A 13,569-nucleotide genomic window follows, 5' to 3' on the forward strand; every position below is an offset into this window, starting at 1 on the left:
GGAAATCATGACCGACACGACGTCCAACCCGCAGGCCGATACGGCGCGCGCGTCGGAACTCGGCGCCGTCGCCCGGTTCCTGAAGGCGACCGAGATCGACACCCGGATGCTCGGCATGATCGGCGCGCTGCTGGTCATCTGGATTGGGCTGCATGTCATTTCCAGCCTGCGCCTCGGCGTCAACCCGCTCGATTTCGACAGCCGCACCTTTCTCACGCCGCGCAATCTGTGGAACCTGTCGGTGCAGACATCCGCGGTCGCCATCATGGCCTGCGGCATGGTGCTGGTCATCGTCATGCGCAACATCGACCTGTCGGTCGGTTCCGCCGAGGGCCTGATCGGCATGGTGATGGGATTTGCCCAGGTGCATTTCCTGGTGCGTTTTGTCGGGCTCGAACTCGGCAATCCGTGGATCTGGGCCCTGGCGCTGGTCATCGGCCTGGCGCTCGGCCTGTTGATCGGCGCCTTTCAAGGCTTCGTCATCGCCTATCTCGAAGTGCCCGCCTTTATCGTGACGCTGGGCGGCCTGCTGGTCTGGCGCGGTGCTGCCTGGTGGGTCACATCAGGCCAGACCGTGGCGCCGCTTAACGCCACCTTTCAGCTGATGGGCGGCGGGCCGGCGGGATCGATCGGCGCAACCTGGAGCTGGGTTGTCGGGATCGTCGCCTGCCTCGCCGTGGTGTTTGGGCTGTTCAACGGGCGGGTGCAGCGCAAGCGTTTCCGTTTTCCGCTACGTCCGATCTGGGCCGAGGCGCTGCTCGGTGTCGTCACCTGCGGCGCCATCATGGGTGCGGTCTGGCTCGCCAACTCCTACCCCTGGCCGATCGGCATCGTGAACAGATATGCGGCCGCCAACAACATCACCGTTCCCGAAGGCGGCCTGTTCATCGCCCACGGTATCGCCATACCGGTGCTGATGGCGGTCGCCGTCGGGCTGGTCATGACCTTCATCACCAACCGCACCCGTTTCGGCCGCTATGTCTTCGCCATCGGCGGCAATCCCGAGGCGGCCAATCTCGCCGGCATCAACACGCGCTGGATCACCATGAAGGTGTTCATGATCATGGGCGTGCTGGCCACGATTGCCGCGGCGATCTCCTCGGCCCGGCAGAATTCGGCCACCAACGTGCTTGGAACGCTCGACGAGCTGCTCGTCATTGCAGCCGCCGTGATCGGTGGCACGTCGCTAGCCGGCGGGTCGGGAACGATCATCGGCGCCATGCTCGGCGCCCTGCTGATGCAATCGCTGCAGTCCGGCATGGTGCTGCTTGGTGTCGACTCGCCGCTGCAGAGCATCGTCGTCGGCGCCGTACTGGTGATCGCCGTGTGGCTCGACACCGTCTATCGCAAGCGCGTCTAGGAGGGCATGCCATGACTGACAAGACTGCTCCTGCAGCCACCGCGCTGATCGACATGAGGAACATCTCGATCGCGTTTGGCGGCATCCGCGCCGTCGACGACGCCTCGATCGATCTTTTCCCCGGCGAGGTCGTGGCGCTGCTCGGCCATAATGGCGCCGGCAAGTCGACATTGATCAAGATCCTGTCCGGCGCCTACAAGCGCGATTCGGGCCAGATCTTCGTCAACGGCGAGGAGGCATCGATCTCCAACCCGCGCGACGCCAAGAAATACGGCATCGAGACGATCTACCAGACGCTGGCGTTGGCCGACAATGTCGACGCCGCCGCCAATCTGTTCCTCGGCCGCGAGTTGATGACCGCCTGGGGCACGCTCGACGACGTTGCCATGGAGGCCGAGGCGCGCAAGGTGATGGGTCGGCTCAATCCCCGGTTCCAGCGTTTCAAGGAGCCGGTGATCAAGCTGTCGGGCGGCCAGCGGCAATCGGTGGCGATCGCGCGTGCGATCCTGTTCAACGCCCGCATCCTGATCATGGACGAGCCGACGGCCGCACTTGGTCCGCAGGAAACGACGCAGGTCGGCGAACTGGTCAAGCAGCTGAAGTCCGACGGCATCGGCATCTTCCTGATCAGCCACGACATCCACGATGTGTTCGAGCTTGCCGACCGGGTCTGCGTCATGAAGAACGGCCAGGTGGTCGGCACCGCCCGCACCACTGATGTCACCCAGGACGAGGTGCTGGGCATGATCATTCTGGGCAAATGCCCGCCAGGCGCCATTCCCGGACCGGGCGCGCTGAAGATCGCGGCCTGAGATCAAGCCAGATCGCGGTTGCCGGACACGTGATATGCCAGCCGTAGGGATGGCTTGGCCTTGGCATTGTGTTGGCAGGGCGACTTGCGCATAAAGGTCCGACATTGCTCAGGGACCGCACGATCCGTTGAAGAAGCTTTTCCCGATCATCGCCTTTATCGCCGTCGCGCTGATCAGCATGGTGATGGCAGGTTTTGCCTACTTCGCCACGCAGGAAGCCGCGCGCATCAAGTTCGAGGCGACTGCCGACGATGCGCTCAACCGGATCGAGAGCCGCATCGACCTGCATCTGTCGCTGCTGCGCTCGACGCAGGCCCTGTTCGACGCCCGCAATGGCGATATTTCTCGCAATGAGTTCAAGGCCTTCTTCACCGCGCTCGATGTCGACAAGAATTTCGCCGGCTTGCGCGGTATCGGCTTCCTCAGGCTGGCAAAGACGGGCGACGAGGCGACGGTCGAACGCGACATGCTGCACGATTATGGCGTCAGTCATCCAATCTACCCGGACACCACGCAACCCTGGCGCACCCCTATCGTGCTGTTCGAACCGCTGGATCCATCCAATCAAGCCGGCATCGGCTACGACATGTTCAGCGAACCGGTGCGGCGTGCGGCGATCGAAAAGGCGATGTCCGACGACCAGCAGCATGCCAGCGGGCTGGTGCAGCTGGGCCAGGACACGGGCGCCGCGCAGACGTTCACCGGCTTCTTCGTTTTCGTGCGGCTCAATGTCGAAACCGCTCCCGACGTCATCAATGCTTCGAGATCCTCGACATCAGGTTTTCTCTATGCGGCCTTCCGGGCTCGCGATCTGTTCCAGACCGCGCTCAGCCGGTCGCCGCTTTTGCCGGTCAACACCGAAATCTATGATGGCGATGGTGCCGTGAACGGCGACAATCTGTTGTTCCGGTCGGAGACGCCGCCGGCTTCCACTTTCGGGAACAGGCTGCTGGTCACGCGAAAGATCATCGTCGCCGGACAGCCATGGACTGTCCTGTTCCGGCCGACAAGCGCCTTCTCGCAGCCGTCGTCGCGCGCCATTCCGGTGATGCTGGGGCTGTTCGGCCTGCTGTTGGCGGGCGCAATCGCGCTTGTGGCGCGCTATCAGGAGCGGGCCTATGAGGCAGCGTCGCGATTGCACGAAACGACGGAAAAGAGCCTGATCGAAAAAGACCTGATGCTGCAGGAGATGAAGCATCGCATCAAGAATTCGATCACCAGGGTGCTGGCGATCGCGCGTCAGACGGCATCGCGGGCGACCGACGTCAACGAGTTTTCAGCGTCCTTCTCGGCTAGGCTGCAGGCGATGGCGGCCTCCCAGGACATGCTGACGCGCTCACGCTGGCAGAAGGCCGATCTTGGCGATCTCCTGCGCATCGAGCTGGGTCAGGTGTTCGGCAAGGAGCTGCCCGATGAGCTGTTGTCGGGACCACAGGTGCTGCTCGACGAAACCACGACGCAAGCGCTCGGCCTGACCTTCCACGAACTGGCGACGAATGCGCTGAAATACGGCGAGGCCGGCAATTCCGTTGGGGCGCTGAAGGTGGACTGGTCGCTCGAAGGCCGAGGGCGCGACAGGGTGCTGGCTCTCAACTGGCGCGAAAACGGGCAGAAGAAACTTGAAGCGCCCGCCGAGACCGGATTCGGCACCAAGCTGATCGACCTCAACGTGACGCGCGAATTGCGCGGTACGATCAAACGGGATTACCAAGCCAATGGGCTGAACGTGGAAATCAAAATTCCACTCGCCAATTGAGCGCGACCGTTGCCGACAAGGGGGAAGCATCCAGACATCAAAAACCCGGAAGCCGGCGGACCGGCCTCCGGATCGACGTTTCGATTATCGCCGAATTAGTTGCAGCGAGCCGTGTAGATCCGGCCGCGATGATCGCGATATTGGCAATAGCCGTTGCGCAGGTTGCGCACCAGCAGGCCGGAACCGGCACCCACGGCCGCGCCGATCAGCGCGCCCTTACCGCCGCCGACCAAGCCGCCGACACCGGCGCCGATCAAGCCGCCGCCAACCACGTCCTTCTCAGTCGAGGTGCAGCCGCTGACCGCGACCACCGCAACCAGGGCAATAATCATCTTCCGCATAGAGTCACTCCTCACTTTGTGTCCTCACTTTAGTAAGCTCCAGCCGCCATTTAGCATGAAATGACGGCCTTTGCTGCTGCAATCTATTGTTGGTGAAGATAGTCTTTTTCTGGGCGTATCGTGTTCGATGCCATTACCAGGCTGGAAATTGCCAAAGACGCGTCAAGCGTACCATCGGCGCGCACATTCCAGACGATCTGATCATAGTCGTCCTCAAGCGCCGGATCGACCGCAAGGCATTTGGCGACGATGTGGTCAGCCTGCCCTTGCACGTCGCCCAAGACGAATGGGCGTTCGGCCACGCATTGCTCGGCCGTCGCGAAAACGCTTACGGGCACCTGGAGTTCACGGCAGTCGGCCATCGTGTTCGAGCAACCGATGACCAGCAACAATGCAGCGATATGTTCCATGGCGAGAAGTCCTCTCGCCATAGTAACGGTCTACATTCGCCAAAGTTCCTGGCTGGCTTGATCGGCCGGGGAAATAAGATGGCGCTACAGCCGATTCGGCCACCGGCCGAAACGAGGTGGCCTAGTAGACCAGTTGGTGCAGGGCGACCGCCATGATCACCGCCACCAAGGCCAGCGCAACTAGGCGCAAAGCTCCGTTGGGAACAGGAGCCAGCGGTGGCGTGGAAGCCTCTGAGTCCTCAAACTCGCCCATGGAAATCCGGGCGGCCTGCTCCAGTCTGTTCATGTCGGCAACCGTCAAGGCATTCCTCCCACCATGCTGTAAATCCTGCTGCGGAAATGTTCGGTGATGCAACAAGTTCCAGCGGTATCTGGGAAAAACAGCATCTGCTTTTATGGTGAACGGCGGGTTAAGGAAGGTCGCTCAATCCGTCTCGAAATTGCCGTGCGGAACGACAAGGCGGTATTCAAGGCGGCCAGCCGCGATTTCGAGCGTCGCCGTTCCGTTCAGTGACGCCGGCACGACCCGTTCGAGTGCGACGCTGCCGAAGCGCTTCTCGCTACGCCTGACATCACTGGCGCCGATTGCCTCCGCCCATGTCAGGGACAGGGAGGTTCCCGTGTCGTCGGCGGTCAGGTTGGCTGTAACATTGACGTACCCGCCGGGCCGCGACAGGGCGCCGTAGCTCACCGAATTGACGGCGAGTTCATGCATCGCAAGGCCGATATGCAAGGCAGCGTTGGGATTGAGATAGGGGTTTGCCCCCTGAAACCTCAGGCTCCGAACCGGATCGCCGCCATAGCGGCCAACCTGGCCCGATACGAGTTCGCGAAGTGCTGCACCCCGCCAGTTGGAAGAGGTCACGAGATCCTGGGACGAGGCCAGCGATTGCAGCCGGCCGCGAAAGCGTGTCAGGAAATCGCCGATGCTGTCGGAGTAGCGGCCGGTCTGGGTGGCTATGCTCTGGATGATCGCCAGCAGGTTTTTCGAGCGATGGCTCACCTCTCGCAACAGCGTCGTCAGGGTCTGCTCGCGGCGCTTCTGCTCCGTCGTCTCGACCATCGTGGTGACGACGCCTTGCACGGTGCCACCATCGCCGTGATCGGCATCGATCCACACCTCGAACCAGCGGCTGCCATCCTCGACGGGAACGCTGATCTCGAGACGTTGGGGGTTGCCGGATGCAATGACGTCGCGCTTGGCCGCGCCGATGCGGTCGGCCTGCGCCTCCGGCAGGATGCCGATGCTGTCGGCGGTGTCCGAAACCCAGGGCGCACGCATGTTGCGCGCCCATACGGTTTTCATCTCGCGATCCTGGTAGAGAACGGAAATGCCGGCATTGTGCAACGCGTGAAGAAGAGCACGGCCGAGCTGCATGCCGCTGTCGGCGGGATGGAGGGCGATGACTTCATCGCTTTGCACGGCGTCTTTCCTGTTTCCGGTCCTGGAACCCATCGGCCAATCTGTCCACCCAATTCAGGCTGAACGGCTCATCGTTGAATGGGTTCCAAACAGGTTTCCGGAAAACCCGCCGCCAAAAACGGTCCGCCGGACGGCGTCCTTTGAGGGACACCGCCCGGCGGTGGCTGGAAACCGTTTGAGGGGTGCGGCTTCCAGTGTTCGGCCGTCCGTCCTTACGAAGCCCGTTTGAACAGGCCCGCAAGAAGCGAAATGACCAGGAAGGCGAGGAAGATGAAAAACAATATCTGCGCTATGCCGGCGGAGGTACCGGCGATGCCGCCGAAACCAAGCGCGCCGGCGATGATGGCAACGACGAGAAATACGAGCGCCCAGTAAAGCATGATCCATCTCCTTCGAATGGTGCGATGAAAACGTGGGTGGTTGCGGTTTGTTCCCACCCTTTGCCGAAAAAGACCGTGCTTGCAAATCGTTCGAGCGGAACCGCAGGAATTCACCGTCGCCGCCCGGGTGCATCAGGCGGCACGAAGTGACGAATTGATCATCTGGAGAGATTCGGGAGCGAGGCTATCGCCTTGGGTTCGTCAATTCCTCCACTCCCAATTCCCGACTATGCGGCGGCTTTCGCCTGCCGGTCAAAGAACAGTGCCTGGCTGATCAGCGCCTTGACCATGTCGGGATTGAACGGCTTGGTGACCAGGAAGGCCGGTTCCGGTCGTTCCCCAGTCAACAGGCGCTCGGGGAAGGCGGTGATGAAGATGACCGGCACCGACGTCGATGACAGGATTTCGTTCACGGCCTCGATGCCGGAACTGCCGTCGGCAAGCTGGATGTCGGCCAGCACCATCTTCGGCCGCGTCTTGCCGAACATCATCACTGCCTCGGCATGGGTGCGCGCCGTTCCAACGACGCGGTGCCCCAGGCTCTCGACCATTTCTTCGATATCCATGGCGATCAGCGGTTCATCCTCGATGATCAGAACGTCGGTTGCCACCTGACGGGATATCTCGTTGCTCGCCTGCGCAAGCAGCTCTGAAAACTCCTGGTCACCGACGTCAAGGATCTCAGCCGCTTCCTCCTCGCTGAAGCCTTCGACCGCCACGAGCAGGAAGGCCTGACGGGGCCGCGGCGCGATCGCATTCAGATTGGCGGCGGTGCGCTGTTCCCACGCCGATTGCGCCTGTTCCTGTGGAACGCGGATGGCGACCGATGTGAAAAGCTTGGCGAAAACCTTGTACAGCGCGATGCGGTCGCTCGATGCTTCGGGAAATATCTCGATATCGGCGATGATGGCTTCAAGCATCGCAGCGACCAGCGCGTCACCACTCTCTTGCGACCCGGAAACAGCCCGCGAGAAGCGGCGCAGGAAGGGCAGATGTGGTGCGATGGTGGCGGATAAGCTCATGGTAAGACGTCTCCCTCAGAATGACGCGATTGCGTAGCAGGTCAAGCTGACTGCAAGCCGTGATAACGCGGATTTTTTGAAAAAGTTCCACCTCGACGGAACAAAAGCCGGGGAGTGGCGTTTGTGGTGGGGATGGGCAACCAGACGAGGGCGCCGCTTGCGTTGTGTTGAGTACGGTAAGAGCGGCTTGAGCGCTGGGAATACAAGGGCAAAATGAAGGATATGACGAAAGATATTCTGACTGGCGCCGAGAGCAGGCGCCGGAACGGTTCTGGTGACGCTCTTGGGCCGAACTCCGAAATCGGACGCAAACTCAAACAATATTACGACGCGCTGGTCTCCGACGATGTGCCGGATCGCTTTTCCCAGTTGCTTAGCCAACTGGAACAGGCTGAACCCGCACAGAAGAAGGACTGAGGCATGGCCGCGGTCTCACAAGGCTTCAAGACTGATCTGCTTGGGGCAATCCCAAGTCTGCGCGCGTTTGCCGTGTCGCTGACGCAAAATGCCGATAAAGCCGACGACCTCGTCCAGGAAACACTCGTCAAGGCTTGGGACAAGCATGAGAGCTTCCAGCCCGGCACCAATCTCAAGGCCTGGCTTTTCACCATCCTGCGCAACGAGTTCTATTCGCAAATGCGCAAGCGCGGGCGCGAAGTGCAGGACAGCGACGGTATCATGACGGCCAGGCTTGCCGTTCATCCGGCCCAGCACGGTCAACTCGACCTGAAGGACTTTCGCGGGGCGCTGGAGCAGTTGCCGGAGGACCAACGCGAAGCCATCATCCTCATCGGCGCATCTGGTTTCTCCTACGAGGAGGCCGCGGAGATCTGCGGCTGCGCGGTGGGGACGATCAAGAGCCGCGTCAGCCGAGCCCGTACCCGCTTGCAGGAGATCCTGAAAATATCAGGTGAGGACGAGTATGGTCCGGACGCGATTTCGGCCCAGGTAACGAGTTCGCCGGCGAGCTGACCGCGATCGCGTCTCAAGCGCGTCCGCAGGCCGCCGCGACCGCTTGCACCAGGTCTTCGCCTGAGTAGGGTTTGCCAACCAGCCTGACGCCCGGAAACGATGCCTTGATTTCATCGGCATCCGAATAGCCGGACGCAAACACGAAAGGTATGCCTGCCGCGCGCAGCCCGGAAGCGAAATCGATCGTCGAGGCGCCGCCCAGCATCAAGTCGACAATGGCTGCATCGAATCGCGTGGCGACTTCCCGGCCATCGACCTCGGTCAGGTCACGGGCGATCACCACCTCATCGGCGCCATGATCGCGGCAAAGTTGCTCGACATCCATGGCGATGAGAAATTCGTCCTCCAAAACGAGAATCCGCAATCCGTCAAGCAATGTGGGCACAGGCAAAGACTCCTTGAAACGCCGGAGTCATGATCGCTAATTGGCTTGATGTCATTTAAAAAAGACATGTGGCCAGCGGGCGGAACCTCAATCCTTGCAACGCGTTGAAACGCGGCTCTCCAAGAGCGGCTTTCGAAGGGGGTCGAGCGGGCTTTCGAAGGGGGCGAAATGTCAGTCCAGAACAATAACGCTTTCTCCAGCCGCCAATATCCTTGCGAGAACTGCCCATTGCGGCCGTTGCCGGTTTTCCGCGACTTCGAAGAACAGGAGCTGGCCTTCATCAGCAAATTCAAGAAGGGTGAACTCGCGGTCGATAAGGGCGACACGGTGCTGGTGGAGGGAAGCCATAGCGCCCATCTCTACACCGTGCTCTCCGGCTGGGCGTTTCGCTACAAGCTGCTGCGGGACGGCCGTCGCCAGATCCTCAATTATCTCATGCCCGGGGATCTGATCGGCCTGCAAGGCAGTGTGATGGGCGAGATGCAGCATTCCGTCGAGGCACTCTCACCGATGCTGCTGTGTGTTTTCGAGCGCGAATATCTGCACGAGCTGTACCGCAATCATCCCGGGCTGGCCTACGACATCACCTGGATCGCATCGCGCGAGGAGCGGATGCTGGACGAGAATCTGCTCAGCCTCGGGCGCCGCAGTGCGATCGAGCGCGCCGCCTATCTCATCGCCTTCATCGGCAGCCGGGCCAAGGTCGTCGGACTGAATGGCAGCCAATCCGTCCAGATACCGATCACGCAGCAGCACATTGCCGATACGCTCGGCCTGTCGCTGGTTCACACCAACAAGACGATCCGCAAGCTGATGGATCGCAAGCTGATCGTCTGGCGCGACGGCGGCTGCGCGGTCTCCGACAATGAAGGGCTCAAGCGGCTCGCCGGCTGGGAAGGGCTGGGCGAGGCGCGCCGGCCACTAATCTGAGGAAGCGTCTTTTTGCGAAGCCGGCGGATCGGGTGCGCGCCGATGCGTTTTCGGCTACTTTGTCCGCAGTGGCGGAACCATGAGGTGCGCAGCGCGTTTGAAACCGAGCAATCACAAGGAGTTAAGCCATGGCCACTGCCGCAGGAAAGACCGCAACCGACGCCCGTGCAAATGCGGACCTGGAAGCCGACATCAGGCAGTTGAAGGCCGACATCGACAAGCTCACCAAACAACTGGCCAAGACCGGCGAGCATGGCTATGGCACCGCGCGCCGTGCAGCGACAGAAGGGGTCGAGCAGTTGCGCGCGCAGGGCGAAGCAGCCTTTGACAGCTTGCGCAGCAATGCCAAGGACATCGAAGCGCAGATGATGGCAAGCGTGCGTGAAAAGCCGGTGACGTCACTGGCAATCGCCGCTGGCGTCGGCTTCCTTTTCGCGCTCATCGCGCGTCGCTAGTCGCGCTACAGATGGGAATGTTGGCAACCCTGATCTCGGGCCTCGCCTCGGGGGAAACCGTGGCCGCCGTTCACCGGGCGCGCACGGCGGCAATCGTCTATGTGATCGCCATGGCCGCTGCGCTTTGCGGTCTCGGCTTTCTGGTCGGGGCCGCCTATATCTGGACGGCGATGCGCTACGGCTCGCTTGCCGCCGCGCTCGGGTTTGGCGCCGGTTTCCTAGTGCTCGCCGGACTTATCCTGCTGATCTACCGGATATCCGCAGGTTCGCGCGCCCGGCGCCGGGCGCAGCGCCGCAATGCCGACATGAAGGCGATCGGCGTCACCGCCGCACTCGCCGTGCTGCCGAGCCTGCTCAAGGGAAAAGGCGGTCTCGGCGCCATTCTGGGGCCGGCCGTGGCGCTCGCGGCCTACGCCATCTACCGCGAGAATGTGAAATCCGACGATCCGGATGAGAGCGAGCGGACATAGAGCTGTTGGGAGATCACTTCGACAGCTCTTCCAGGGGCATCGATATTTCGGCAAACACGCCTTCCGGCCGGAATTCATGGGTCACTTCGCTGGAAATGACCTTGGCCAGGCTGCGGCGAATGAGGATAGAGCCGAAGCCTTGCCGATCCGGCGGAGCGACTTGCGGCCCGCCGCTTTCGCGCCAGGTCAGCACAAGACGCCGGGCATCCTTCCTGCCTTGCGTCCTCCAGCCGAGGTCGACCCTGCCTGACGGCACCGACAGCGAGCCATATTTCAGCGCGTTGCTGGCGAGTTCATGCAGGATCAGGCCAAGCCCGACGGCCTGGTCGGGCGACAGCAGCAGGTCGTCGCCGGAGATCGTCATGCGCGGCTGCTCGGCCGTTTCGAAAGGTCTGACCTCGATCTGGACGAGTTCACTGATGCCGATGCCACGCCACTCGCGGTCCGACAACAGATTGTGGGCGATGCCCAAGGCCTGAAGCCTGGCGCCGAAGGCCTCGAGGAACTGGCTTGGCTGGCGGGCATGGCGCACGGTCTGGGTTGCCAGCGCCTGGACGGTCGCCAGAGTGTTCTTGACGCGATGGTTGAGTTCACGCAGCAGCAGCCGTTGCCGTTCGTCGCCGAGCTTGCGCTCGGAGATGTCGTAATTGACGCCGAAGATCAATGTCGGCTTGCCGTCGCCGTCACGCTCGATCACACGGCCGCGCGTGGCGAGCCAGCGCGGCGGGTGAAAGCCCTTCACCCGGTATTCGCCGAAATAGTCGTCGCTGCCGGTCAAGGCGTCGCGAAAGCGGGTTTCGGTCTGGTAGACGTCGCGCGGATCGATGGCGGTGAGGATGTCGCGTGCGCGCAGCCGGTTGGAGCGCGGCAGGTTGAACAGCTCCGACATCAATGTGTCGCATTCGATGACATCGGTGCGGATATCCCATGCCCAGCTGGCGAGCGAGGCCGCATCGAGTGCGATGGCGCGTCGTTTTTCCTCGCGCGCAAGTGCGGCCTCGGCGATCGCGCCGCTGCGGGTTGCGTCCTTTAGGGTGAACAGGCTGGCGGCCAGGCCGGCGAGCGCCTTCAACTGGTCGAGCTCGGTTCGGGATGGAAAACCATGCGGCTCGCGGTCGAGCACGCACAGCGTGCCGATGCGGGCACCTGCCACGATCATCGGCGCGCCGGCATAGAAGCGGACATGGTGCTTTCCGGTGACCAGCGGGTTGGTCTTGAAACGGGGGTCCGCCGTTGCATCCACGACCACCATCGGCTCGTCGCCGGCGGCAATCGCATGGGCGCAGAAGGAGACGTTGGTCGCGGTTTCGGTCTCGTCCAGGCCGAAGCAGGATTTGAACCAATGCCGTTCAAGGTCGACGAGTGTGACCAGGGCCATCGGCACCTGCATCACCGCTGCGGCAAGGCTGCTGACGCGGTCGAAATCGGGGTCGGCCGCCGTATCCAGCATCTCCAATCCGTGCAGCACGGCCAGCCGGTCGATATCCATGACTGCTAGCGCAACTTCGGCCGGCAGATCGGGTGCTGTTTGCGTCTTGCCAATCACCCCAATTGCCTCGTCCCGGTCTTCGTCGCCGCATGCTTGCGCTGGTGCAAGGCCAGCACGCTTTTCCGGAACCATCCTAGCGAGGAACCGTTACCCGACCATGATTTGCCGGGCGCGCCAGTTGGTGCAGAATGAGACAGGGATCGAGCATGGCCAAGATCATTCCAGAAAACAAGGCGCGGCAGGGGCGATGGGGCTGGCATGGATTTCGGATCCTGATCGCCGCACTGCTTCTGGTGTTTGCTGCATGGGGCATTGCCGAGATCTATGGTGTGTTGATCAAGGCGCCTAACAGCGATGAACAGCATGTCCCCACACCGCCCAACACCACCGAGCAGGCTCCTGCCGGGTAAAGCGGGCCTGTCCGTTGCGCCGCACCTCATCAGGCGGCTCTCGACTGGGCCGCGCTCGCCGGAACCAATACATTCAGTGCGCCAGGCTGAATCTCGATTACCGTTTCACGGTCAAGCCTGACCAGTTCGCCGTCCATGACGGCGCGAAATTTGCGGCTGCCCGAATGGATTTTCAGCACCGTTCTGTTTGTCTGGTGGATTTCGACATGTTCGTTGTCGCGCCATTTGCCGCGCGCCATGTTGAAGAAGAACTTGACCAGTTCGGCGCGCTGCTTCGCCACCGTGACATAGACACCGAGCACGCCGCCCGCAGGATTGTCGGCATAAGGCAGATGGCCTTCACCGAATAAGTTGTTGGTGATGCCGATGCCGGTGATGCGTGCCGCCATTTCGGCATCGCCGATGCTGAGCGTCACATTCATCGCAGGTGGATTGTTGATCGTTGCCCAAGCCGCCTTGGCCGAGGCGCGGATCTTTCCCAACCGCGAACCGAACTCCATCTTCTGGCGCAGTTGCACCATCTTCGCGTGCATGCCGATCGAGAACTGGTGCACGAAAGGTTGGCCATTGGCCGTCGCCACATCGACAGCAATGATTTCGCCGTCGGCGAAGGATTTCAGCGCCCCGTCGAGCGACTGCGGAATGCCCAACCCGCGTGCGAACAGGTTCATGGTGCCGGCTGGCAATATGGCAAGCGCCTTCTTCGTGCCCATCAGTCGGGCGGCCGCGGCGGAAATGGTCCCGTCGCCGCCACCCGCCAGCACGATGTCGACCGAGCGACGCGAAGCGGCGTTGTCCAGCGTCTCCACCACATCCTTGCCGGCGACAATTTCGATGCTGAGCGAGTGGCCTGCCGTTTCCAGCGTCTGATGCATCCTGTCGGAGAAAGCGGCGAGGTCGGTGGTGCGCAAAGTGCCGCCGTCCCGGTTCAGCACCGCTGCAAATCTCATGCCC

The 13,569-nt window shown here is 61.9% G+C and carries 18 protein-coding genes; 9 read left to right on the top strand and 9 right to left on the bottom strand.

Annotated features, from left to right (window positions below):
- The first annotated feature begins 7 nt into the window (after window positions 1-7).
- The 3 genes from ENZ74_RS06510 to ENZ74_RS06520 all read left to right on the top strand — a co-directional run bounded on the left by ENZ74_RS06510 (window position 8) and on the right by ENZ74_RS06520 (window position 3,928).
- The gene (locus ENZ74_RS06510; RefSeq protein ID WP_063169145.1) at window positions 8-1,360 is read left to right on the top strand and encodes a sugar ABC transporter permease; all 1,353 of its coding nucleotides are present in this window, start codon (window positions 8-10) and stop codon (window positions 1,358-1,360) included.
- Between the two features lie 11 nt (window positions 1,361-1,371).
- The gene (locus ENZ74_RS06515; protein ID WP_063169144.1) at window positions 1,372-2,172 is read left to right on the top strand and encodes an ATP-binding cassette domain-containing protein; all 801 of its coding nucleotides are present in this window, start codon (window positions 1,372-1,374) and stop codon (window positions 2,170-2,172) included.
- Window positions 2,173-2,299: 127 nt separating this feature from the next.
- Window positions 2,300-3,928, top strand: a complete 1,629-nt coding sequence (locus tag ENZ74_RS06520; protein WP_063169143.1) for a CHASE domain-containing protein — start codon at window positions 2,300-2,302, stop codon at window positions 3,926-3,928.
- Window positions 3,929-4,023: 95 nt separating this feature from the next.
- Here ENZ74_RS06520 and ENZ74_RS06525 read toward each other — a convergent pair whose 3' ends face one another.
- The 6 genes from ENZ74_RS06525 to ENZ74_RS06550 form a co-directional block, all read right to left on the bottom strand.
- Entirely contained in the window at window positions 4,024-4,269 is a 246-nt protein-coding gene (locus tag ENZ74_RS06525; RefSeq protein ID WP_013529278.1) for a YMGG-like glycine zipper-containing protein, read from the bottom strand.
- An 83-nt stretch (window positions 4,270-4,352) separates the two neighbouring features.
- On the bottom strand, window positions 4,353-4,679 hold the full coding sequence (locus tag ENZ74_RS06530; RefSeq protein WP_013529279.1) for a hypothetical protein: 327 nt from the start codon (window positions 4,677-4,679) through the stop codon (window positions 4,353-4,355).
- Between the two features lie 121 nt (window positions 4,680-4,800).
- Entirely contained in the window at window positions 4,801-4,980 is a 180-nt protein-coding gene (locus ENZ74_RS06535; protein ID WP_063169142.1) for a hypothetical protein, read from the bottom strand.
- Window positions 4,981-5,103: 123 nt separating this feature from the next.
- The gene (locus tag ENZ74_RS06540; RefSeq protein WP_063169141.1) at window positions 5,104-6,135 is read right to left on the bottom strand and encodes a sensor histidine kinase; all 1,032 of its coding nucleotides are present in this window, start codon (window positions 6,133-6,135) and stop codon (window positions 5,104-5,106) included.
- Window positions 6,136-6,314: 179 nt separating this feature from the next.
- Window positions 6,315-6,482 (bottom strand): DUF1328 domain-containing protein, encoded by a 168-nt coding sequence (locus tag ENZ74_RS06545; protein ID WP_013529282.1) that lies wholly within the window; start codon window positions 6,480-6,482, stop codon window positions 6,315-6,317.
- Between the two features lie 227 nt (window positions 6,483-6,709).
- A complete protein-coding gene (locus tag ENZ74_RS06550; protein WP_013529283.1) occupies window positions 6,710-7,504 on the bottom strand; it encodes a response regulator in 795 nt (264 codons plus the stop codon).
- A 213-nt stretch (window positions 7,505-7,717) separates the two neighbouring features.
- On the opposite strand from ENZ74_RS06550, the gene ENZ74_RS06555 reads away from it, so the two are divergent.
- Window positions 7,718-7,921 carry a NepR family anti-sigma factor gene (locus ENZ74_RS06555; RefSeq protein WP_032809255.1) on the top strand — a complete coding sequence of 68 codons (204 nt, stop codon included), beginning with the start codon at window positions 7,718-7,720 and terminating at the stop codon, window positions 7,919-7,921.
- Between the two features lie 3 nt (window positions 7,922-7,924).
- Window positions 7,925-8,476, top strand: a complete 552-nt coding sequence (locus tag ENZ74_RS06560; RefSeq protein ID WP_013529285.1) for an RNA polymerase sigma factor — start codon at window positions 7,925-7,927, stop codon at window positions 8,474-8,476.
- Window positions 8,477-8,489: 13 nt separating this feature from the next.
- Here the strand turns inward: ENZ74_RS06560 and ENZ74_RS06565 are convergent, their stop codons facing one another.
- A complete protein-coding gene (locus ENZ74_RS06565; RefSeq protein ID WP_027163154.1) occupies window positions 8,490-8,861 on the bottom strand; it encodes a response regulator in 372 nt (123 codons plus the stop codon).
- A 168-nt stretch (window positions 8,862-9,029) separates the two neighbouring features.
- On the opposite strand from ENZ74_RS06565, the gene ENZ74_RS06570 reads away from it, so the two are divergent.
- The 3 genes from ENZ74_RS06570 to ENZ74_RS06580 all read left to right on the top strand — a co-directional run bounded on the left by ENZ74_RS06570 (window position 9,030) and on the right by ENZ74_RS06580 (window position 10,716).
- Entirely contained in the window at window positions 9,030-9,791 is a 762-nt protein-coding gene (locus tag ENZ74_RS06570) for a Crp/Fnr family transcriptional regulator (RefSeq protein WP_027163153.1), read from the top strand.
- A gap of 128 nt (window positions 9,792-9,919) precedes the next feature.
- Window positions 9,920-10,246 carry a DUF883 family protein gene (locus ENZ74_RS06575; protein WP_013529287.1) on the top strand — a complete coding sequence of 109 codons (327 nt, stop codon included), beginning with the start codon at window positions 9,920-9,922 and terminating at the stop codon, window positions 10,244-10,246.
- A gap of 11 nt (window positions 10,247-10,257) precedes the next feature.
- Complete coding sequence (locus tag ENZ74_RS06580; protein WP_013529288.1) at window positions 10,258-10,716, top strand: hypothetical protein; 459 nt, start codon at window positions 10,258-10,260, stop codon at window positions 10,714-10,716.
- 13 nt (window positions 10,717-10,729) lie between these two features.
- Here ENZ74_RS06580 and ENZ74_RS06585 read toward each other — a convergent pair whose 3' ends face one another.
- Window positions 10,730-12,205 (bottom strand): HWE histidine kinase domain-containing protein, encoded by a 1,476-nt coding sequence (locus tag ENZ74_RS06585; protein ID WP_063170350.1) that lies wholly within the window; start codon window positions 12,203-12,205, stop codon window positions 10,730-10,732.
- A gap of 206 nt (window positions 12,206-12,411) precedes the next feature.
- Between ENZ74_RS06585 and ENZ74_RS06590 the strand changes: the two genes are divergently transcribed.
- On the top strand, window positions 12,412-12,615 hold the full coding sequence (locus tag ENZ74_RS06590) for a hypothetical protein (RefSeq protein ID WP_013529290.1): 204 nt from the start codon (window positions 12,412-12,414) through the stop codon (window positions 12,613-12,615).
- Window positions 12,616-12,644: 29 nt separating this feature from the next.
- Here ENZ74_RS06590 and ENZ74_RS06595 read toward each other — a convergent pair whose 3' ends face one another.
- On the bottom strand, window positions 12,645-13,565 hold the full coding sequence (locus ENZ74_RS06595; RefSeq protein WP_013529291.1) for a diacylglycerol kinase family protein: 921 nt from the start codon (window positions 13,563-13,565) through the stop codon (window positions 12,645-12,647).
- Between the last annotated feature and the right edge of the window lie 4 nt (window positions 13,566-13,569).

The organism is Mesorhizobium sp. M7A.F.Ca.CA.002.15.2.1, from assembly GCF_003998715.1.
Taxonomy (GTDB): Bacteria; Pseudomonadota; Alphaproteobacteria; order Rhizobiales; family Rhizobiaceae; genus Mesorhizobium; species Mesorhizobium ciceri.

What these genes read in the sequence shown, in the direction of transcription:
- ENZ74_RS06510 (WP_063169145.1), top strand. Translation starts at nt 8, where the DNA reads ATGACCGACACGACGTCCAACCCGCAGGCCGATACGGCGCGCGCGTCG.
- ENZ74_RS06515 (WP_063169144.1), top strand. Translation starts at nt 1,372, where the DNA reads ATGACTGACAAGACTGCTCCTGCAGCCACCGCGCTGATCGACATGAGG.
- ENZ74_RS06525 (WP_013529278.1), bottom strand. Translation starts at nt 4,269, where the DNA reads ATGCGGAAGATGATTATTGCCCTGGTTGCGGTGGTCGCGGTCAGCGGC.
- ENZ74_RS06530 (WP_013529279.1), bottom strand. Translation starts at nt 4,679, where the DNA reads ATGGAACATATCGCTGCATTGTTGCTGGTCATCGGTTGCTCGAACACG.
- ENZ74_RS06540 (WP_063169141.1), bottom strand. Translation starts at nt 6,135, where the DNA reads ATGGGTTCCAGGACCGGAAACAGGAAAGACGCCGTGCAAAGCGATGAA.
- ENZ74_RS06545 (WP_013529282.1), bottom strand. Translation starts at nt 6,482, where the DNA reads ATGCTTTACTGGGCGCTCGTATTTCTCGTCGTTGCCATCATCGCCGGC.
- ENZ74_RS06550 (WP_013529283.1), bottom strand. Translation starts at nt 7,504, where the DNA reads ATGAGCTTATCCGCCACCATCGCACCACATCTGCCCTTCCTGCGCCGC.
- ENZ74_RS06555 (WP_032809255.1), top strand. Translation starts at nt 7,718, where the DNA reads ATGAAGGATATGACGAAAGATATTCTGACTGGCGCCGAGAGCAGGCGC.
- ENZ74_RS06560 (WP_013529285.1), top strand. Translation starts at nt 7,925, where the DNA reads ATGGCCGCGGTCTCACAAGGCTTCAAGACTGATCTGCTTGGGGCAATC.
- ENZ74_RS06570 (WP_027163153.1), top strand. Translation starts at nt 9,030, where the DNA reads ATGTCAGTCCAGAACAATAACGCTTTCTCCAGCCGCCAATATCCTTGC.
- ENZ74_RS06575 (WP_013529287.1), top strand. Translation starts at nt 9,920, where the DNA reads ATGGCCACTGCCGCAGGAAAGACCGCAACCGACGCCCGTGCAAATGCG.
- ENZ74_RS06580 (WP_013529288.1), top strand. Translation starts at nt 10,258, where the DNA reads ATGGGAATGTTGGCAACCCTGATCTCGGGCCTCGCCTCGGGGGAAACC.
- ENZ74_RS06585 (WP_063170350.1), bottom strand. Translation starts at nt 12,205, where the DNA reads ATGGATATCGACCGGCTGGCCGTGCTGCACGGATTGGAGATGCTGGAT.
- ENZ74_RS06590 (WP_013529290.1), top strand. Translation starts at nt 12,412, where the DNA reads ATGGCCAAGATCATTCCAGAAAACAAGGCGCGGCAGGGGCGATGGGGC.
- ENZ74_RS06595 (WP_013529291.1), bottom strand. Translation starts at nt 13,565, where the DNA reads ATGAGATTTGCAGCGGTGCTGAACCGGGACGGCGGCACTTTGCGCACC.